Here is a 22,127-nt window from a genome sequence, read left to right on the forward strand (position 1 = left end):
TCACTGGTGGATTCAATTTGGAGTTTAATCGTAACTAATTACCCGGACATGATATGAGTGGAAATATTTGTATCGAGCCGTCGATTCAAATGGCAATACTTTGGACTTTTTGCTTACAGATAAACGGGATACCGCAGCGGCAGAACGATTTTTGTGCAAGGTTTTGAAGGCTTTCCATACTACTGAACCTCGAATAATTAATGTCGATAAAAATGCCGCATATCCGAAAGCGATAGATGCACTCAAAGCTAAAAAAGAACTGTTACTGAAAGTGGAACTGCGGCAGAATAAGTCTCTCAATCAGAGAATCGAGCAGGACCACAGATTTATCAAATGGTTAGTCAAACCGGGAATGGGGTTCAAATCATTTGACACAGCAAGACGAACGATAAAGAGTTACGAAATTATGCACATGCTCAAGAAAGGTCAAATTGAAACAGTCAACAAAGGAGCCGTCAAAGAACGGATCAAATTTATATCTGAAATTTTTGGAGTGATAGCATAATCAATCTCCTTGCGAAAGAGTTTTTTGTCCTTAATTAGTTTTTGCAACACAACCATGCTAACAATGTTGATGCAGACCAGATAGGTGGTAACATTTAGAACAACGACGCTTAAGAACGCTCAAGTCAAACCAATGCCCGATTCAGAAGACCCAAAGCAAGTCTCCAGCAACAATTTACGAAATTCTCAATTTGGCGGTGGGTTGATTAACGCTGGCACAGTGAACGCTGGGCAAATTGGCGGCGACATGTACAACATTCACCTTGGGCAGCATACGGTGGCATCAGGTAATTCAGTCCAATCGCAGAATCAACGCCAGCGATCGCTTTCTGAAAAAGATTCACTTGAAAAAGCTTACACCCTCCAAAGCCAGAAAGTTTCAAAGATACGAACAGCGTTGGTAATTGAAACTGATGTATCCCGCAAGTTTCAATACGAACAACAGCTTCAGTCAGAGGAGCGCACACTTAAGGAGCTTGGTGACAAGTTGGATGCAATTGAACAACAGTTGCAAGCTACTGATGATTATGGGGTAGAAGCAGACACAAATATATATATTGAACTACCACCCATTGAGGACAAATGCTATAAAGCAATCGTGCAACCCGGAGCCTTAATTCGCATCAAAGCTCCGCAGAGAATGGGTAAAACATTACTGCTGGAGAAAACCCTAGACTATGCAAGACACCAGGGTTATCAAACCGCGAAATTGGATTTACAACTCGCTGATATCGATATTCTGGCTAACTTAAAAACATTTCTACAATGGTTATGTGTTGATGTTGCTGACAGTCTGGAACTAGAACCGCAACTAGATAAACATTGGCAAGAGGTTTTTGGGCTGAATAAAAACTGTAGCCGTTATTTTCAAAAATATTTATTATCACTTACTGATACTCCCTTAGTTTTAGCTATAGATAACTTTGAGCGATTATTTGAATATCCAAAAATTTTCCCTCAATTCTGCTTGTTACTGCGTGGATGGTATGAAGCAGCGAAACAGGGAGACAAGATTGGTAATATTTGGAAGAAGTTGCGGTTAGTAGTAGTTCATTCAACTGAATCTTACCCTTCTTTAGACAGTAATCATTCCCCGTTTAATGTGGGATTGGCGATTGACTTACCCGAATTTAATCTGCAACAAGTAACAAACCTCGCCAAGCAGAATGAGTTAAGGCTGGGGGAACAGGACTTAACTAGGTTGATGGAGTTGCTAGGGGGACATCCTTACTTGGTACAATCTGCAATTGCCCATCTCAAAAGCCAGCAAGTGACCTTAGAAAAACTCTTGAGACTTGCGCCAACAGAGCAAGGAATCTTCAGTGACCACTTGCGGCAACAACTGTGGCATTTACAACATAATCCCCAGCTTAAGATAGGGTATAAAAAAGTAGTGACGACGAATACACCCGTAAGGTTAGATACTGAAGTTGCGTTTAAATTACATAGCTTGGGTTTAGTAAAACTCTCCAGTAATGATTGCGTTCCTAGTTGTGATTTGTATCGTCAGTATTTCTCAACTCGTTTGGAGTAGGTAAATCGTGGTTGAACAATACATATTCTCTGGAAGTCTACCTGAAAATGCCAGCACCTACGTCATACGAGAAGCTGATGTACAGTTATATGAAGGACTGAAAGCGGGGAAGTTTTGTTACGTACTAAATTCGCGCCAAAGTGGAAAATCCAGCTTGCGTGTGCGAACCATGCAGCGATTGAGAGATGATGGCGTACAGTGTGCAGCCGTCGACCTTTCTGCTGGAGGTATTCAGAATGTCCCTCCCGAACAATGGTATGCAGATTTAATTGACACGCTCATTGATAGTTTTGGATTAGATTTAGATTTTGGTGATTGGTGGGAGGCGAATCAGTTAAATTCGCTAGTTACAATATTTCGCAAGTTTTTGGAAGAAGTGTTACTTGTTGAAGTTCGAGAAAATATCATTATTTTTATTGACGAAATTGATAGCGTACTCAGTCTGAATTTTCCTACAGATGACTTTTTTGCATTGATTCGTGCCTGTTATAACAAGCGAGTTGATAACCTTGAATACAATCGTCTAACTTTTTGTTTGTTAGGGGTTGCATCACCTAGCAATTTGATTGAAGATAAACAGCGTACTCCGTTTAACATTGGTCAAGCAATCTCCCTCAAAGGTTTCCAACTCCACGAAGCTGAACCATTAGAAAAGGGTTTACGTAAAAAATTCAGTAATCCCCAGGCGATAATGCAGGAGATTTTGCAGTGGACTGGGGGGCAACCATTTCTGACTCAAAAGCTGTGTCAGTTTATGGTTGAGGAATCAGAGCAAGAACATCCCCGTTCAGTAAAGCAAGTTGTGAGGTCACGGATTATTGAAAACTGGGAATCCCTTGATGAGCCTGAGCATTTACGGACAATTCAAGCCAGGATTTTGCGAGATGAACAACGGACAGGGTATTTACTAGAACTATATCAGCAAGTGCGGTTGACTGAGGAGCGATCGCAGGTTATAGCAGATGATACAAGTGAGCAAAGCGAGTTACAGCTTTCAGGATTAGTTCTTAGGCAGCAAGGTAAGCTAAGAATTTATAACCAGATTTATCGGGAAATATTTGACTCTAGTTGGATTGAAAATCAATTAAATAACCTACGCCCATATTCAGAAAATTTTCGCTTCTGGGTAGCATCTAGAGAAACTGATGAATCACGATTACTACGAGGAAAGGCATTAGAAGAGGCAGAAGAATGGGCGCAAGATAAGAATTTAAGTTATCAGGACAAGCAGTTTTTAGCAGCTAGTAAAGAAAAAGAAATTCAAGAAGAGATTGCTACAAGTGAAATAGAAGCGCAGTTAGAGAGAGAGAAGAAAGATAGGGAAGCGACGGAGCAGATAAATAAGGCACTAGCTGAGGCTAATAGGAAAGCTAGGCAAAGGATTCGTAATGGAACTTTTATTTTAGTTTTGACTGTATTGGGAGCAGTAGTTTCAGTGATACTGGCTGGAAAAGAAGTTAAAGAAGCGCAACAAAAACTTAAAGAAGCGCAACAAAAACTTAAAGAAACATATACATATGTAGCATACTCCCAACAGCTAAGAGAATTGGCAGAAAAATTAGCTCCGAACCCAGAAGAAGCTCAGTTGATATCCCAAAAAGCAGCTATTAAAATCAAAGACGTTCAAATTGAACAAGTGTATCTCCACGCTTCTAAATCATTAGCTTATCAATATCTCAAAAATTGGAACTCGGCAGAAGAATCTATCAAACAGAGTATGAGCTTTTATAGAGGATACAAAGAAAATAAGGAGGACAGTGAATTCTTGCAGACTGCAATATTCGCCTTAAACATTCAAGGCAATTTGCTTCGCCAACAAAATAATCAAAAAGCAATAGAAGCTTACAAAGAAGCGTTCAATATTCTTCAAAAGCATTCTGAACTTAGTTTCTTACAATCACCAGACTTAAAAATTATTGACAATACAGATATTGAATCTATTCATCAGAATTTAATTGAGTTAACCCCTCAAGATACAGAATTTAAGAAACAGGTTGAAGCATCTCTGACTCAATATTTGTATACTCAACTTGAATACTATTTAAAGAATAAAAATTGGCAGGTAGCTGATGAGCGAACATACCAACTAATGGTCAATATTGCTAAACGAGAAAAAGAAGGATATTTAGATTTTGACCAGATTAATAGTTTTTCCTGTCCAAACCTGCAAAGAATAGACCAGCTTTGGGTCAACAATTCAGACAAACGTTTTGGCTTTAGTGTGCAAAAGAAAATATGGATCGGCACTGGCAATAGGCTGGGAATAAAACAATCAAACTGGACTGACAAAGATACCGAAAATTATCTTCGGTTTGCCAAGGCAGTGGGATGGTATGATAGTGACAACGGTAGTTTCGTGAGCAATGATATACTAATGTTTGGTATAAAATATAACTTTGAAAGTAATAAGGGAACATTACCTAACGTTAATACTATAGTAAAATCAAATTCGGGATTTACTACTTTTTTGGGGGAGTGGGGAAAACACCAACCCGAAAACCTGTTGTTCCAGTTCTTCTCTCACGTTGCGACTTGTAAACTGTAACATTAAAGGCTTTTAGAAGTTTGTAAGCATTTATTACACTCTCCTTTTTCACGCAGTAATCAGCATTTCATAAATCCGATATCTGACACTGGGGGCAGATATAGCAAATGAAGGGATAGTTAGGACAAAAGTTTGAAAGCAAAATTAACCGCATCCCAAAAGTTTTCAAACTGATGTACGATTTTGTAAAGTTGATTTTTCAAACGCGCCCAAAATTTCTCTATCTTGTTTAAGTCCGGAGAATAAGGCGGCAGAAAAAGTTGTGTTTCTAAGGACAAAGGACTTTTGACTATTGACAATCCTCTCCTGAAAAAGACGCTCTTGCTAGCTAGCTTCCCCAGAGGGGTACACTAGTTAATGTGCAATTTTCTTTGCGTAATAGCTTATCAACGATATAGCCAAACACGCAACAGCGACAGTAATTGTTCAGTATCTACGGGTTTAGTAATGTAGTCTGATGCACCAGCTTCAATACACTTCTCGCGATCGCCTAGCATGGCTTTAGCAGTCAGTGCAATAATCGGCAAAGACTTAAATCGATCGTTTTGACGGATTACGCGTGTTGTTTCGTAACCATCCATTTCTGGCATCATTACGTCCATCAAAACGACATCAATATCTGGTGTATTTTCTAACAAGGTAATTCCCTCTCTGCCATTTTCAGCATATATAACCTCTATTTGATAACGCTCCAGCATACTGGTCAGGGCGAAGATATTCCGCATATCGTCGTCTACAATTAGCGCTTTTTTGCCAGTGAGTAAGTAGTCTTGTGAATGCAGTTGTTCGAGTATTTGGCGTTTGGGTGCAGGTAAATTTGCTTGGACTCGGTGTAAAAATAATGCTGTTTCATCAAGAAGACGTTCGGGCGATCGCACATCTTTAATAATGATTGTCTCGGCAATTCGTCTGAGTTCTGTTTCTTGAGCTTTACTAATTTCTCTACCTGTATAGACAATAATTGGTAAGGTTTTACCGTTAGGTAGAAGCTTTATCTGCTCAATCAGTTCAAACCCGGTCATGTCGGGTAGCCCTAAATCGAGAACCAGGCAATCAAAATGCTGGGTGCGAATAGCTTCTAGAGCTGCTGCACCGTTAGCCACAGCAGTGGTCGAAACATCGCTGTTACCAATCAACTCAACAATACTCAGCCGTTGAGTATCATCATCTTCGACTACCAATAAATTTTTCACTTGGCGCTCAACAAAACCTTTAATTTTGGTCAACGCCTCGGATATTGTTTCGCTGGTTAAGGGCTTTTGCAGATATGCGATCGCACCTAGTTGTAAACCGCGCTGTTTCCCTTCTTCAACGGTCATGATATGTACGGGAATGTGACGGGTATTGGGGTCATGTTTGAGACGATCTAATACCGTCCAACCATCCATTTCTGGCAACCGGATATCTAGCAAAATGGCTGAAGGTAGGAATTGCTGCGCTAACATCAAACCCGTACTACCGTTTTGGGCAGCTATCACCTTGAATCCTTGTTCTTGCGCCATATCTAGCAAGATACGCGCAAAATTAACGTCATCTTCGACAATTAGTAACACGCGATCGCCTCTTTCAATGGTAGTGCGATCGTCATTTATGAGTGCTGTTAGCGGATAGCTAGGGTTTAGCCCGTGCTGAGTGCTGAGTGCTGAGTGAGGAGTGGGGAGTGTCGATCTAGACTCAGGACTCAATTGTGGTAAGTAGAATGTAAAGGTGCTACCTTCACCAGGTTGACTGATTAATTTAATTTCGCCGCCGAAGAGACGGGCGATTTCGCGGCTAATTGATAAGCCCAATCCGGTGCCGCCGTATCTGCGACTGGTAGAGCCATCGGCTTGCTGGAATGCTTCAAAAATCACTTTCTGTTTTTCGGGGGCAATGCCAATGCCTGTATCGCTGACTGAGAAAGCAATCACAATCTGGGCATTATTTAAGGTTTCGTGGTCGTTGCTCCATCCTAGCTTGGCTACCGCAATCCGTAAGCGTACTTCCCCTTGCTCTGTAAATTTAAAAGCATTGGAGAGAAGATTTTTCAACACTTGTTGTATGCGTTTGACATCTGTATAGATGCTGTTTGGCAATTCAGGAGTAAATTCAATTGCGAAAGCAAGTCCTTTACTGTGAGCGATTTGTCGGAAGGTGCGCTCAATCTGCTCGCCCAAGTCTGTCAATGGCATTTGGGTCATGTCAATGGACATGGTTCCAGATTCAATTTTAGCGAGATCCAGAATGTCATTGATTAAGGCTAACAAGTCAGTACCGGCTGAGTAAATTGTCTGGCTGTATTCGACTTGCTTGGCGGTGAGGTTGTGATCGATATTATCTGTTAATAATTTCGCCAAAATTAACAAGCTGTTTAGCGGTGTCCGCAGTTCATGGGACATATTGGCGAGAAATTCTGATTTGTATTTTGAGGAAAGGGCCAGTTGTTCGGCTTTATCTTCTAAAGACAGTCTCGCTTGTTCAATTTCTTGATTTTTGCGCTCAACTTCTTTCTTCTGCATCGCCAACAACTCTGCCTTTTCTTCTAATTCGGCGTTGGTTTGTTGCAGTTCCTCTTGCTGTCCTTTGAGTAAATCTTCAGAAGTTTTGAGTGATTGAGCTTGTTGTTCTAAACGCTTGTTGGTTTCGCGGAGTTCGCTTTGCTGGGTTTGCAGTTCTTCAGCCAAAGATTGCGACTGCTTGAGTAATTCTTCAGTTCGCATCGATGCTGCGATCGTGTTGAGGACGATCGCGATACTTTCGGTAAGCTGGTCGAAGAATGTCAGATGAATTTCGCTAAAGCGACGGAAGGATGCTAATTCTATCACTGCTGTCACCTGTCCTTCAAAAAGTACAGGTAACACTACGGCATTCAGAGGCGTGGCTTCTCCTAAACCAGAGGAAATTCTGACATAATCGCTGGGTACTTCTGTCAACAGAATTCGCTCTTTTTCTAAAGCGCATTGTCCCACCAAACCTTCACCCAAGTGGAAGCGGTTAGCTAGATGTCTGCGTTCGCGGTAAGCGTAGCTACTGATTAGTTTCAAATATGGTGTATGTTCAACAGAATCCATCAGGAAAAATACGCCGTGTTGCGCTCCTACCAAGGGTGCTAGTTCTGAGAGAATGAGTTTAGATACGGTTTCCAAGTCTCGTTGACCTTGGAGCATTCGGGTAAACTTGGCTAAGTTTGTTTTCAACCAGTCTTGTTCGGTGTTTTTCTGCGTTGTTTCTCGCAGGTTAGCAATCATCTGGTTAATGTTGTCTTTGAGTATCGCTACTTCCCCTAGTGTTTCAACGGCAATTGAACGAGTTAAATCACCTTTAGTTACAGCTATAGCAACTTCGGCGATCGCTCGCAACTGAGTTGTCAGTGTAGCAGCAAGTTCGTTCACATTATCTGTCAAATCTTTCCAAGTTCCAGCCGCCCCAGGTACTCTAGCTTGTCCGCCTAACTTCCCTTCAATTCCCACTTCCCGCGCCACTGTGGTTACTTGATTGGCAAATGTTGCTAGAGTATCAATCATCTCGTTGATTGTCTCTGCCAAGGTTTCAATTTCTCCTTTGGCATCTAACATTAGTTTGCGTTTTAAGTCACCGTTAGCAACTGCGGTTACAACTCTGGCGATACCGCGTACTTGTGCCGTTAAGTTCCCCGCCATCGAGTTAACGTTATCTGTTAAATCTTTCCAAGTCCCTGCAACACCTTGAACTTGCGCTTGTCCGCCTAACTTCCCTTCAGTTCCCACTTCCCGCGCCACCCGCGTTACTTCACTGGCAAAGGAACTGAGTTGATCTACCATTGTGTTGGTGGTGTTCTTCAAGTCTAAAATTTCGCCTCTGGCATCGACGGTAATTTTCTTAGAAAGGTCGCCATTTGCTACCGCCTTGGTAACTTCGGCGATGTTGCGAACTTGTCCGGTGAGGTTCTCCGCCATTGAGTTAACGTTGTCTGTTAAATCTTTCCAAGTGCCTGCTACTCCTCTGACGTAAGCTTGCACGCCTAATTTCCCCTCAGTTCCTACCTCACGGGCAACCCTGGTAACTTCCGATGCAAAGGAATTTAGCTGATCCACCATTGTATTAATGGTGTTTTTTAGTTCCAGAATTTCGCCTTTGACATCGACAGTAATTTTTTTAGATAAGTCGCCGTTTGCTACAGCAGTAGTCACTTCGGCAATGTTCCGCACCTGTGCCGTCAAACTTCCCGCCATGAAGTTTACACTGTCAGTTAAATCTTTCCAAGTTCCGGCTACACCTTTAACTTCTGCTTGTACGCCCAGCTTACCTTCAGTTCCCACCTCACGCGCAACTCTTGTAACTTCACTTGCAAAGGAATTGAGTTGATCCACCATTGTATTAACGGTGTTTTTCAACTCTAAAATTTCACCTTTGACATCAACGGAGATTTTTTTAGATAAGTCGCCATTAGCTACGGCGGTGGTGACGGCGGCAATGTTTCGCACTTGTGCCGTTAAGCTTCCCGCCATGAAGTTTACGCTGTCAGTTAAATCTTTCCAAGTGCCAGCCACACCGCGCACATCTGCTTGTACACCTAATTTACCCTCACTTCCCACCTCACGCGCAACTCTTGTCACTTCTGATGCAAAGGAATTGAGTTGGTCTACCATTATATTGATGGTATTCTTGAGTTCCAGAATTTCGCCTTTGACAGCAACAGTAATTTTCTTAGATAAGTCACCATTTGCGATCGCAGTTGCAACTTCGGCAATGTTTCGCACTTGGTCGGTGAGGTTCCCCGCCATTGAATTTACGTTGTCGGTCAAGTCTTTCCAAGTACCTGCCACTCCTCTCACTTCTGCTTGTACACCCAGTTTGCCTTCTGTACCCACTTCACGGGCAACCCGCGTCACTTCCGATGCAAAGGAACTAAGTTGATCCACCATTGTGTTGATGGTGTTTTTCAACTCCAAAATTTCGCCTTTGACATCAACGGTGATTTTCTTAGATAGGTCGCCATTTGCTACAGCAGTAGTCACTTCGGCAATATTCCGCACCTGTGCTGTTAAGCTTCCCGCCATGAAATTCACGCTGTCGGTGAGATCCTTCCAAGTGCCTGCCACACCACGCACTTCTGCTTGCACGCCCAACTTACCTTCACTCCCCACTTCCCTAGCAACCCGCGTCACTTCCGATGCAAAGGAATTGAGTTGATCCACCATTGTGTTGATGGTATTTTTGAGTTCTAAAATTTCACCTCTGACATCGACAGTGATTTTCTTAGATAAATCGCCTGTTGCAACTGCCGTAGTAACTTCAGCAATATTCCGCACCTGTGCCGTTAAACTTCCCGCCATGAAATTCACGCTGTCGGTCAAGTCTTTCCAAGTGCCAGCCACGCCGCGCACATCGGCTTGCACACCCAATTTACCTTCACTGCCAACCTCACGGGCAACCCTTGTTACTTCCGATGCAAAAGAACTGAGTTGATCCACCATAATATTGATGGTATTCTTCAGTTCCAAAATTTCACCTTTGACATCGACGGTGATTTTTTTAGATAGATCACCATTTGCGATCGCAGTCGCAACTTCGGCAATATTTCGCACCTGTCCGGTGAGATTACCCGCCATTAAGTTAACGTTGTCAGTTAAATCTTTCCAAGTACCCGCTACTCCCCGCACTTCTGCTTGTACGCCCAACTTCCCTTCAGTTCCCACCTCACGCGCAACTCGCGTCACTTCTGATGCAAAGGAATTAAGTTGATCCACCATTGTGTTGATGGTGTTTTTCAACTCCAGAATTTCGCCTTTGACATCGACAGTGATTTTCTTAGATAAGTCGCCATTCGCTACAGCCGTGGTCACTTCCGCAATATTCCGCACTTGTGCCGTCAAGCTTCCCGCCATGAAATTCACACTATCGGTCAGGTCTTTCCACGTACCCGCTACCCCGCGAACTTCTGCTTGACCGCCCAATTTTCCTTCTGCACCCACCTCACGGGCAACTCTTGTTACTTCCGATGCAAAGGAATTAAGTTGATCCACCATGATGTTGACGGTGTTTTTCAACTCTAAAATCTCGCCTTTGACATCAACAGTGATTTTCTTGGAAAGGTCGCCATTCGCTACCGCCGTTGTCACTTCCGCAATGTTACGGACTTGGGCTGTTAAATTTCCTGCCATCAAGTTAACGTTATCAGTTAAATCCTTCCAAGTTCCGGCGACACCTTTAACTTCTGCTTGTACGCCTAACTTCCCTTCAGTTCCGACTTCACGGGCAACTCGCGTTACTTCACTCGCAAAAGAATTAAGCTGATCCACCATCGTGTTGACGGTGTTTTTGAGTTCGAGAATTTCGCCTTTAACATCGACAGTGATTTTTTTCGATAAGTCACCATTTGCGATCGCAGTGGCAACTTCAGCGATGTTACGAACTTGTCCGGTGAGATTACCCGCCATCAAGTTAACATTATCAGTCAAATCCTTCCAAGTGCCAGCCACACCCTGCACTTCGGCTTGGACACCCAATTTACCCTCAGTTCCTACTTCACGGGCAACCCGCGTTACTTCCGATGCAAAAGAACCAAGCCGATCTACCATCGTGTTGACAATATTAGCAGTTTGGAGAAACTCACCTTGCAGAGGTCTGCCGTCAATTTCTGTGGGGATCGTTTGCGATAAGTCACCATTGGCGACAGCGCGAATTACCCGCGTAGTTTCAGCTGTTGGTTGAACTAAATCTGTAATTAGAGTATTGACAGAAGTAACACAATCTGACCAAGAACCCCGAACATCTCCGAGAGAGGCGCGATCGGCAATTTTGCCTTCTTTGCCGACAACGTTACCAATCCGTTGTAGTTCTGCTGCCATCCGCTCATTTTGATTGATAATATCATTGAGCGTATCAGCGATTTTTCCTGCTACACCAGTATGGTCTATGGGCATCCGAGCAGAGAAGTCACCCTGTTTAACAGCATTCAGCGTTCTTAACAGCTGATTTAAATCTAGATTGTCGCTGTCTCTAGTTAACTGTTCGGTTGCCATAGCCTTATCCTTAATCTTGATTCTTGAGGAATTTTTTGTATTTTTTGCACCCCGTACTTACTTAGAGTACTTTTAGCTAATGCGTATCACAATAGAGAGCAGGAAATAAAAAGTAGATCAAACTAATTTTTATGGGTGCGAGTGTAAGCAGTTGACAAAGACTGCTAACTAAATGGTATTGCCGTCGATGTATCTGGCATACCGCTTAGCTAATGATAGCTACTTCGCGTCTGTTATGCAGCATCAATTGTCGGCGATGCCTAACTTGGGCGAGTAAGCGATCGCACAGTAAAACACAAGATGACAATTAAGATTACGTTTTATGATTTTTGGAATTTGAGGAAAGCAGCAAATCAATAAATTCTAACTGATAACTGAGGTTTGCTAAAGTCAGAAATATCCGGCAACTCCAAGGATTAGCAAATGGTTAGAGAGTACTCACCCCAGAGACATCTGCCTCCGCTTGAAAGTGGCGATCGCCTAACTCGCCCTGAATTTGAACGGCGTTATGCGGCTGCACCCCATATCAAGAAAGCAGAACTGATTGAAGGAATCGTTTACGTCGCATCTCCTGTAAGACACGAGCAACATGGCAAACCCCACAGTCGGGCTATAACTTGGTTAGGAGTCTACCAATCACTGACTCCTGGCGTTGACTTAAGCAATGCCGCAACAGTTAGACTAGATTTAGACAATGAACCCCAGCCAGATGCAGCGTTGTTTATTGAACCAGACGCAGGCGGACAAACCCGTTTAAGCAGCGACGGTTACATTGAAGGATCTCCCGAATTGATTGTTGAAATTGCAGCGAGTAGTGCCGCTATTGATACGGGCAGCAAAAAGCAAGTTTATCGCCGTAATGGGGTGTTAGAGTACGTAATCTGGCAATCTTACGAGAATCAAATTGAATGGTTTTGCCTAGTTGATGGCGACTATCGATTGCTATCTCCTGGTGCAGATGGAATTATTCGCTCTCAGGTATTTCCGGGTTTGTGGTTAGCGGTGGAGGCGCTGTTAAACAATCAGATGGTGCGGGTGTTGGAGGTGGTGCAAGCGGGGTTGAAGTCACCGGAACATGATGCGTTTGTACAGCAGTTGAAGAAATAGGAATAGCAGGGCAGTTTAGCTAGGTTCATTCCAAGCCCTAATCGCTTCAATCGGAATCCCAGCAGGGGCAAATAAAATCTTTACAGTCTCAATACCTGCTGCTGTCAAAGCTCTTTGCAAACGTACTTTGAGCGTTGGATTATTTTTGATTACTTGCTCAATCGCTTGCCTATTTTTAAGTACTGGATGACTCTCAACAGCTTGAGCAACAATAGGTTGAGCATCGATTACAGTTGGTTTATCCTGCTCCATTTTTTCAAGCAACTGCTCAAGCACAATTTCTAAATTAGCAATATCTTTTGTAGACGCGTAATTGTTTTGAGTGCCAATGTTATCACCTTGGATATTTCCTGTAACACTGCCTACGATGGGGCCAAAGGTAGCACCTGTAAAATCATTTTTAGGAGTTTCTGACACAGTTATGAGTGTTTTATTAAGTTTGCTTAGAACACTAGTTAAAGGATCGGCGTTGTTTGTTTCCTCATTCAAGACAGAATAACAAATTTCATGATTATAAAATTTGCACCGCTCTTGAATTTTAGAAATTGCATTGCTTTGATACCATGATGCTGTTTTTAATTGTAACTCCCAGATTTGACGCAAAACTTCAGAGCCAGCAATTTCTCCTAACGCCTTTGCGGCTCTCCAACGAACAGAGTAATCTTCATGCTGTAAAGCTTTAATTAAGGCAAATATCGCTGCTTCATTGCCGACTTTTCCTAACGCCTCTGCGGCTCTCCTACGAACATCGGAATCTTCATCCTGCAAAGCTTTAATTAAGGCAGATACCGCTGCTTCATTGCCAATTTTTCCTAACGCCTCTGCGGCTCTCCAACGAATAGAGTAATCTTCATGCTGCAAAGCTTTAATTAAGGCAGATACCGCTGCTTCATTGCCGATTTTTCTCAATGCCTCTGCGGCACTCCTACGAACATCGGAATCTTTATCCTGCAAAGCTTTAATTAAGGCAGATACCACTGCTTCATTGCCGATTTTTCCCAACGCCTCTGCGGCACTCCTACGAACATCGGAATCTTCATCCTGCAAAGCTTTAATTAAGGCAGATACCGCTGCTTCATTGTCGATTTTTCCTAACGCTTCTGCGGCTCTCCAACGAACATCAAAATCTTTATCCTGCAAAGCTTTAATTAAGGCAGATACCGCTGCTTCATTGCCGATTTTTCCTAACGCCTCCGCGGCACTCCTACGAATATCGGAATCTTCATCTTGCAAAGCTTTAATTAAGGCAGATACCGCTGCTTCATTGCCGATTTTTCCTAACGCCTCCGCGGCACTCCTACGAATATCGGAATCTTCATCTTGCAAAGCTTTAATTAAGGCAGATACCGCTGCTTCATTGCCGATTTTTCCTAACGCCTCCGCGGCACTCCAACGAACATCGGAATCTTCATCTTGCAAAGCTTTAATTAAGGCAGATACCGCTGTTTCATTGCCGATTTTTCCTAACGCCTCCGCGGCACTCCAACGAACATCGGAATCTTCATCTTGCAAAGCTTTAATTAAGGCAGATACCGCTGTTTCATTGCCGATTTTTCCTAACGCCTCCGCGGCACTCCAACGAACATCGGAATCTTCATCTTGCAAAGCTTTAATTAAGGCAGATACCGCTGTTTCATTGCCGATTTTTCCTAACGCCTCCGCGGCACTCCAACGAACATCGGAATCTTCATCTTGCAAAGCTTTAATTAAGGCAGATATCGCTGCTTCATTGCCGATTTTTCCTAACGCCTCTGCGGCACTCCTACAAACATCGGAATCTTCATCCTGCAACGAATTACTTAAAAAAGTAATGGAATTTTCAGAGTGAGTTATACCCAACAACTCAACTTTAAGTACTTTATGAAGGTCTAACTCTAAAATTAAATCGACTGTTTCTTTCTGATACTCCCGCTTTACTTCTCCTGCCAATCTTGCCCCTAACTTCCAATCCACAACATCTAAGGCTAACTTCACTACTCGTAAAGCCTGCTTTTTATCACCCAATAATCCCAACATCAAAGCTATGGGTTCTGTCCACTTCAAATAATTCAGATAATCCTTTTTTAGTTTCTCATCACCAATATTGTCAAGCTGTGGGAGTAGAAATTCTGCGGCGTAGTATTCCTGAATTAGCTGATGGCGAAATTCAATCTGGTCGTCTGTTCGCAATTGAATTAAGTGATACTTGAGCAAATCTTCTAGCCATTCTCTTGCACGATTCTCACTAAAAGCTACTTTGTTTTGTAAAAATGTCGCTAAAACATTCCTCGCTTGCTGTTTAGAAATAGTTAATCGCAACTCAGTCGAATTGTCGCCTTGCATCATGACAAATGCTAGATGCTGTAATAAATCAGCCTGCCAGTTACGTAACCCTTCAGCAATTGGTACATCTCCCTTTAGTTTGTGATACTCTCCAGAGAACCAACGAAACAACTCACCTAAACTAGTAGGAATTTGTTTAGCATCATTGAATACTTCACACAGCATCCACAATAACAGTGGCGTTTCCGCCAATTCTCGCAAGCGTCCAGCCAACTGTCGCAGCATTTCATCACCCACCTCTGAATAGGCACGGACAAAATGCTGCATCTGTGCTTCTGTGAGGGGTTGCATTTCCAGTTTTTTTTCAATACCTAAATCACCCCCCACCCCCAAATACCGCGTAGTAAAAATCATCGGCGTGACTCGGTGGTATTTCTGCCGAAATCCGTCTAAATCTCGTCTAGCTTCTTCGTTGGGTAATTCATTCAAACCATCTACAAGTAACAAAAATCGCCCTGTAAACAGTAGATTTTCAATCTCTATGCTGTTGAGGTCTAAGTTATAACGAGTTAAAAAGTCCCGAATTAAATCCAGCACCGAAGTTTTGTAGCGCCTTAACTCCACTACCACGGGAATCCTTGTCAGCTTTTCTGCTTCTTCTCTGCTCCTCTGCTCCCATGCTCCCCTGCACTTTTCGGCTTCTTCCCACAACAAACGTTCTAAAGCTGTAGATTTCCCTGAACCCGGTTTTCCTACTAACAATACATGGACGGGTGCATACTTCCGTAACCCTTCGAGGATATTCAACCGTTCAATTTTTTCTTTATCTGGTGCTTCACCTTCTTGTTGCTGTGGTACTGTTTGCACCATCAAACTCAAATCTAAGCGTCTGCGCGATTTTTTGGGTTCAAGTCTTTGACGGTCTATGGCATCAGTTGGCGTGTATAAATCTTGCCAATCGCTATATGTGTCATCCTCGCTCAGAGATTCTAGATACGTATAAAAATCTATGCTGTGGTCTGCAACCATAGTAGTCAATTGACCGAGGACTTTTAAGCGCTCTTTTATATACTACACAATAAAACGCTCAATCCTTTTTATGATGCCCATCCTACAAACGAAGTAATTGGCGGGCTGCGCTCAACTTGAAGAATATCTGGTAAGCATTTCAAAATTTTTCGATGTACTACCTAGATTTTTGATTCTCCCTAACCCCCCTTGCCAAGGCTACGCTGTATACACAAGTCTAAAATAGTTTACTCACCTGGTTTTATCACGTCAGTTTTACCCCACCCTAACCCTCCCCTTGGAAAGGGGAGGGAACAAGATTTCTTATTTCCCCCCTTTATAAGGGGGGATTAAGGGGGGTAATTTAACTTGTGTATACACGGTAGCCTTAAAAAGGGGGTTGGGGGATCTCAAACCAGGGTAAATTGAGTGTTTGAGCTTAAGTTGACACTAAACCCTATTGAATTTACTCAACTCACGATCGCACCCGACACCCCATTCATAGATCCATTTGCAGAAGAAACCTTAACAGAATCAGCTGCTAAAGAATTGGTGAATTTAGAATTGCCTAGTACGCTTTGCTTCTTCTTGTTATTACCTCGTCGCGCACCACCCGCCATCTCGTATTGTTGGCTGTTTCTACCGTAACGGCTGGCAACTCCTAATAACATTTTTTCTGACATCGCTATTACAGCCTTTTCTGCGTTATTCACGTCATCTGTAAGTTTGTCAATGGTAGATAATGCAGTGTTGTAGGCAGCAAGCTTAGACCGGAGATCGTTAATTGTCGTGGTGTAAGCTTGTATAGTCAATCCTTCACCAAAGTCAAGTTTTACACTGATAGATTGTAAACTTTCAATCCGGCGATCGGCTCGTTCTAAAACGCTGGAATTTCTTTTACGACGTGCCATAATCCATCTCTGCCACTAGGTTAATAGTACTGTTTTATACCACTATATTTCTGATTGTCATGAGAAAATATAGCAAATCAGTTGCGATCGCATCTCGAAAAGCTTAGTTGATTTCACTTAGACTATACTTTATCGCAGGTATTAAATAGATTTATAAGTTCGTTACAACAATTGCTGCAATGATTTAAGCCTTTCTTATATATGAAAGAACATTTGTTGCAAAGTATTAAGCCTTTCCAGGAAGGGCTTATATATTTGCCAGAAAAACTTAAGCCTTTCTTATACATGGAAGAACATTTGTTGCAAAGTATTAAGCCTTTCTAGGAAGGGCTTATATATTTGCCAGAAAAACTTAAGCCTTTCTTATAAATGAAGTAATCTTAGCTGCAAAGGTTTAAATTTTCACAGTCTCAAGCGGAAAAAATCTAAGTATTTATAGTAGCTCGGTACAGCTAAATTGATGCATTCTAAATCTTAAAAACCGGAGAGTTGTTGCTCTGCAAGTTCCCGATTTGATATTAGAATCAACTCTATCGCTTCTTGTAGGCTTTCTCTAGCTTCTTCCAGAGTTCTCTCTTGGACATTAGCGCCAGGTAACTCTTGAACATAGCCGATATACCAGTCATCTAACTTTTCATATACAGCAGTGAAAGAATTTTCCATACCCAACCCCAAATACCTCATTTCAAGTCTATAACTAGATTAGCTTTTGCATTCCAGCCACAACAATTTCTGCCAGGTTATCTGATAAAGTTAGAAGCGGCTTTTGGAGTCCCCATTCTTTAACTTTACTTGCTGAAAGAGCGCCATGAGCCGTTGCATTCCGCAGTGCTTTCGCGAGTCTTACAGCTTCAACCCAGGTAGAAACAGGTTGAGATTTCACTATCCAATTTTCGATAATTTCTTGATCTCCATTTCCCAGACTGAGAAAATCTGCAAGTGCGCTCTTTCCTTCAATTGATGGATTTTTATTAAGCCATTTCTCAAGATTGACTCTTGTTGAATCGGGTGGATTTAATGGATTATAATTGTTTGGTAAATCACATTTAACTGTGAAAGATTTAATATTTTCTGTCTTTAGACCTCCATTACTTGTTTTCAATAGCAATGTTTTTGTAATTGTTTCAAATCCACCCCAGGTCATCACAAGTCGCCACTGAATACCACGTGCTTTATGTGTATCATTGGGTTTGTCAACGAAGCTATGACCAACAGCCGGCTCCTGCCATTCTAAACCAGATTTAATCAGATAAAATCCTTTTGATAAGCCTTGGATAACATCATAGATATGGTCTGAGTTGTCTGAATGAGTCCGGTTGAAGTGTGAGAGCCTCTGGTGTATATGCTTGCACTTGGCTGGATCGTTTAGGCAAGATTCATAGGAACCAAGAAATTGCCATAGTTCGCGCGAGACATCTTCAAGACGTGTAGATATATTTAGAGAATTTTGAATAATCATAATTATGAATAATATTTGTTGTCATCCAAAAATATATACAGAAACAGCCTATTTTTAGGGAGGTATTCTGCATATAAATTGGTTTAATTATTCTATTTAGATAATTTAAATATTAATCCAGTATAAATACTGAATTAAACCACCACCCCTTCCAACTCCTCATCTGTCAACTCATACAACTGGCGCAACTTATCTAACTTCTCACCATCAGCTTCCCAGAAACCCCGCCCATGCGCCTCCAACATTCGCCCTAAAATATTGCGAAAAGCTTCCGGATTTGCCTTACGTAATTTATCCGCCATCTCTGCATCTAATGCATAAGTATCCGCGGCTTGATCGTATACCCAATCATCGGTAAAATCGGCAGTACCACCCCAACCAATCAACGCCGTCATCCGTTGAGAAATTTCAAACGCACCACCAGAACCTTGATTAGCCATTGCTTGCGCCCATTTGGGATTTACCAACTTAGTGCGGTACTCCATTCGCAGCAAATCATCTAACTTGCGGGGTGTAGTATCTTTGGAGAAACTTTCCACAAAGCTGGTTGTAACCTTCTTACCACCTTGTTTTTCTGCTGCCTTTTTCAAACCGCCCGTATTGGCGTAATATTCTTGAATATCAGTCAAACCATATTCTACCGAATCGATTTCTTGAACAATGCGATCGCTAGTTTTTAACAACGTATTCAATACTTCCGGTCTAGCTTGACCTTTATCTTCTCTTCCGTAGCTGAATACATTGCGACTTTGCCAAGTATTGCCTAACTCCTCACCAGATTCCCAGTTACCATCAACCACCCTATCGTTCACCAAAGAACCAAAATCACCCGCCGGATTAGAAAACAATCTCGCCGATGCATTTTCCACACCTTGGGCTTTTAAAGCTAAAGCATGTCTTTTAATAAAATTCTGATCTTCCGATTCATCAGCATCAGCCGCCCGTTGAAATAAATCATCCAACAATTCGATAATATTGACAAAACTATCCCGGAAAATCCCAGACAAATTACCCAACACATCAATGCGGGGATGTCCCACCTCCGCCAACGGCTTCAACTCATAACGAACAACTCTGCCAGTTCCTTCCTTAACAGGTTCAGCCCCCACCAATTCCAACAGAATCCCCAGAGATTCACCCTTAGTTTTAATCGCATCCAATCCCCAAAGCATCACCGCCACCGTTTCGGGATATTTACCATATTCATCCAAATGCTGGGCGATAATTTTTTGAGCAATTTCTCGTCCCCGTTCATAAGCAGCAGGTGAAGGCATCCGATAAGGATCTAAAGCATGAATATTTCTCCCAGTCGGTAACACACCAGCCCCATCCCGCAACAAATCACCACCAGGCGCAGGCGGAATATACTCCCCATTCAACCCCTTTAACAAATTCGTTAACTCATCCGTAGATTGCATCAACAAATCCCTTATTAGCCTTTCCTCTTCTTCTCTTTCTTCGTTTATTCTTTCCTCCTCTCCAAAATATGCCTCCAAATAAGAAGCCAATTCCTCTTCATTAGGTGCTTCTCCCAAAGTATGCAACCCAGAAGAAAACAACCGATTTTCTAAAACTTGTAAATATTCATATAATTCCACCAAATAATCATCAAAAGCATGACTGCTAAACATCCGCACATTTTCAGGAGTAAACGCGATTCCCAACCGTTTCGCATCTTCAAACGGACAATCAGCATCCAACCCAGAGTCTACAATTTTTTTACAAATTCCTTCCTTTAAGACATAATTCTTTTGTGGATCTTCACGATACTCCGAAATCAAATCTCGTAACGCCACCAATTCTTTATACAAACCTGCACGACCATAAGGCGGTACATTATGAGAAATCAACACACCATAACCGCGACGTTTTGCCAACATCGATTCAGACGGATTATTCGCCGCATATATATATAGATTAGGCAAATTTCCTAACAGAATATCCGACCAAGAATAACCCGTATTACCCAACGGAGAACCAGGCAACCATTCCACCGTCCCATGCATTCCAAAGTGAACTAAAGCATCAGCTTGAAACTCATTTTGTAACCATTTATAATAAGCGGCATATTGCGGATGGGGCGTTAAATCTCGTTCAAACATTAAGCGCATCGGGTCGCCTTGTATCCCCAAAGGTGGTTGTACACCTATCCACACATTTCCTAATTGCACGCCGCCAATTTGGAATTCATCGCCATAAGTTTTAATTCCAGTTCCCGTGAGAGATTTCCATTGTTTTTCGATGCGAGAGGTTTGCAGATATCCCAGCCATTTTTCTAGGGTACGGGCGCTAACGGACGCGGGGATATTTTTTGTATGATCAATTTCATCTGCTTCTTTCACCCAGCGAATCAATTCTTCCCCATCTTCTGGTAAATCTCCCACGGTATAACCTTGTTCTTTAAGTGCGTGGAGAAACTTCAGCAAGCTACGCGGCACATTTAATAATGCAGCTGTCCCCACAGCACCATAACCAGGAGGAAACCCATATAATATAATGGCAATCTTGCGTTCCGATGCAAGTTTTTGCCGCAAAGCCACCCAAGTTTTTACCCTACCAATTAATCGCTGCACCCGTTCGGGAACCAGATAAATATTTTCGCCCACCAAACCACCGAGAGGAACAGTATCAATAGCACCATCCAATTCTGGTAATGCGTATAATACGACACTTTGCAATCCGCCGATACCTTGGCGCGTCCACGAGGAAATATCTTGAATTAATAGTGGTGCTGCAACAATATAAGGTACATTTTTGGCAGTGAGGATGCGTTTTGCTACTTCTATTTGACGCCCTGCTTCCATTGAACCAGCCGGGCCACCCACTAGAGGAAAGCCAATTGTTGAAACGATCGCATCTACTTTTACTGCTTCATTAGAAAGTGAGGGAGTCTCTATATTACCTAGTTGTCGTTGCTGAATTTCATAGTCGGTTGTCATTAAATCTCGTACCGCCACGTGTCCTTCTACGCCGTTGATGAAAATAGGTAAAGGAGTTAACCCAGCTTTTTCAAAACTGCGAATTAGTTGGGGAATGTATGGTTGTTTGGTGATGACGTGTTTTCGGTAGAGGAGAATTCCGATAACTGGGGAGACGCGATTCATCGCGTCTCTACAATAGGTTTTATACCATTCTAAATACTCGCGGGGTGATTCAAAAAACCCTTGATAGTCGGGATGGAGTAATCCAATATTGGGGGTTTCAATTAGCGGGGGAATGTCGCCAACTTTTAAACCTAAGTATTTTTCTGCCAGTGTCCAGAATAATGAAGCGACGTTTTCTGGGCCGCCAGCATTCCAATAACCATAGATAATTAACCAGTTGCGTAAATCTTGGACTTTTTGCACTGGGACATATTTCAGTAGTTTGGGGCCAATTTTTAAGAAGCTGATATAACCAGCAAGTTTGTCTTCTTCTCGTCCGTTGCTAAATTTGTCGAGGATGAATTTAACTGGTTTGGGCATTCCTTTGGGTTTGTCGCCAATGGCAAAGTCACCCAGCTTGGTTAAACTCATCAATTCCAAGGCTGACTCAAAGACTAGGCGAATGGGAATTTGAGAAATGCGATCGCAAAGCCACACAACCTGGTCATAATCAAATAGTAAGCTACCGAAAAACACATCAGCGTCATCAAGTGCTGCTTCTACCTCAGCACGTTGACTGGTAAGATCGCGATCGCTAAATACCCGAATATCCAACTCAGGACAGCGAGAGTTAGCCAAAAAGGCTGCTTTTCTGTACAAGTCAGCGTTGAATGATTCAAACCCAGCAATCAAGACGATGCGTTTCATGCCTGTAAGCTACGAAATATTTC

The 22,127-nt window shown here is 42.4% G+C and carries 11 protein-coding genes; 4 read left to right on the forward strand and 7 right to left on the reverse strand.

The window, feature by feature from the left end; all coding sequences use genetic code 11:
- Positions 1 to 67 precede the first annotated feature (67 nt).
- The 3 genes from HWQ58_RS02245 (at position 68) to HWQ58_RS02255 (ending at position 4,583) form a co-directional block, all read left to right on the forward strand.
- Positions 68 to 505 (forward strand): DDE-type integrase/transposase/recombinase, encoded by a 438-nt coding sequence (locus HWQ58_RS02245; protein WP_292857174.1) that lies wholly within the window; start codon positions 68 to 70, stop codon positions 503 to 505.
- Between the two features lie 132 nt (positions 506 to 637).
- A complete protein-coding gene (locus HWQ58_RS02250; protein WP_292857176.1) occupies positions 638 to 2,038 on the forward strand; it encodes an AAA-like domain-containing protein in 1,401 nt (466 codons plus the stop codon).
- Between the two features lie 7 nt (positions 2,039 to 2,045).
- Positions 2,046 to 4,583, forward strand: a complete 2,538-nt coding sequence (locus HWQ58_RS02255; RefSeq protein ID WP_292857179.1) for a GUN4 domain-containing protein — start codon at positions 2,046 to 2,048, stop codon at positions 4,581 to 4,583.
- Positions 4,584 to 4,702: 119 nt separating this feature from the next.
- On the opposite strand, the gene HWQ58_RS38310 is transcribed toward HWQ58_RS02255, so the two are convergent.
- On the reverse strand, positions 4,703 to 4,882 hold the full coding sequence (locus HWQ58_RS38310; RefSeq protein ID WP_366837213.1) for a transposase: 180 nt from the start codon (positions 4,880 to 4,882) through the stop codon (positions 4,703 to 4,705).
- Positions 4,883 to 4,969: 87 nt separating this feature from the next.
- Complete coding sequence (locus HWQ58_RS02260; RefSeq protein ID WP_292857181.1) at positions 4,970 to 11,566, reverse strand: HAMP domain-containing protein; 6,597 nt, start codon at positions 11,564 to 11,566, stop codon at positions 4,970 to 4,972.
- 423 nt (positions 11,567 to 11,989) lie between these two features.
- Between HWQ58_RS02260 and HWQ58_RS02265 the strand changes: the two genes are divergently transcribed.
- On the forward strand, positions 11,990 to 12,673 hold the full coding sequence (locus tag HWQ58_RS02265) for a Uma2 family endonuclease (RefSeq protein WP_292857183.1): 684 nt from the start codon (positions 11,990 to 11,992) through the stop codon (positions 12,671 to 12,673).
- Between the two features lie 15 nt (positions 12,674 to 12,688).
- Here HWQ58_RS02265 and HWQ58_RS02270 read toward each other — a convergent pair whose 3' ends face one another.
- The 5 genes from HWQ58_RS02270 to bchH all read right to left on the reverse strand — a co-directional run bounded on the left by HWQ58_RS02270 (position 12,689) and on the right by bchH (position 22,104).
- Entirely contained in the window at positions 12,689 to 15,964 is a 3,276-nt protein-coding gene (locus tag HWQ58_RS02270; RefSeq protein WP_292857185.1) for a HEAT repeat domain-containing protein, read from the reverse strand.
- Between the two features lie 449 nt (positions 15,965 to 16,413).
- Positions 16,414 to 16,854 (reverse strand): hypothetical protein, encoded by a 441-nt coding sequence (locus HWQ58_RS02275; RefSeq protein ID WP_292857188.1) that lies wholly within the window; start codon positions 16,852 to 16,854, stop codon positions 16,414 to 16,416.
- A gap of 474 nt (positions 16,855 to 17,328) precedes the next feature.
- Positions 17,329 to 17,517, reverse strand: coding sequence for a type II toxin-antitoxin system HicB family antitoxin (locus HWQ58_RS02280; RefSeq protein ID WP_292857191.1), 189 nt, complete (start codon positions 17,515 to 17,517; stop codon positions 17,329 to 17,331).
- Between the two features lie 34 nt (positions 17,518 to 17,551).
- Entirely contained in the window at positions 17,552 to 18,313 is a 762-nt protein-coding gene (locus tag HWQ58_RS02285; RefSeq protein WP_292857194.1) for a hypothetical protein, read from the reverse strand.
- Positions 18,314 to 18,447: 134 nt separating this feature from the next.
- A complete protein-coding gene (bchH, locus tag HWQ58_RS02290; protein ID WP_292857197.1) occupies positions 18,448 to 22,104 on the reverse strand; it encodes a magnesium chelatase subunit H in 3,657 nt (1,218 codons plus the stop codon).
- Positions 22,105 to 22,127: the final 23 nt, after the last annotated feature.

The organism is Nostoc sp. LPT (assembly GCF_017115165.1).
Lineage (GTDB): Bacteria > Cyanobacteriota > Cyanobacteriia > Cyanobacteriales > Nostocaceae > Nostoc.

Excerpts from the sequence above, each read along its gene's own strand:
- HWQ58_RS02280 (WP_292857191.1), bottom strand. The coding sequence starts at position 17,517 with ATGGAAAATTCTTTCACTGCTGTATATGAAAAGTTAGATGACTGGTAT.
- bchH (WP_292857197.1), bottom strand. The coding sequence starts at position 22,104 with ATGAAACGCATCGTCTTGATTGCTGGGTTTGAATCATTCAACGCTGAC.
- HWQ58_RS02285 (WP_292857194.1), bottom strand. The coding sequence starts at position 18,313 with ATGATTATTCAAAATTCTCTAAATATATCTACACGTCTTGAAGATGTC.
- HWQ58_RS02250 (WP_292857176.1), top strand. The coding sequence starts at position 638 with ATGCCCGATTCAGAAGACCCAAAGCAAGTCTCCAGCAACAATTTACGA.
- HWQ58_RS02270 (WP_292857185.1), bottom strand. The coding sequence starts at position 15,964 with ATGGTTGCAGACCACAGCATAGATTTTTATACGTATCTAGAATCTCTG.
- HWQ58_RS02275 (WP_292857188.1), bottom strand. The coding sequence starts at position 16,854 with ATGGCACGTCGTAAAAGAAATTCCAGCGTTTTAGAACGAGCCGATCGC.
- HWQ58_RS02260 (WP_292857181.1), bottom strand. The coding sequence starts at position 11,566 with ATGGCAACCGAACAGTTAACTAGAGACAGCGACAATCTAGATTTAAAT.
- HWQ58_RS02265 (WP_292857183.1), top strand. The coding sequence starts at position 11,990 with ATGGTTAGAGAGTACTCACCCCAGAGACATCTGCCTCCGCTTGAAAGT.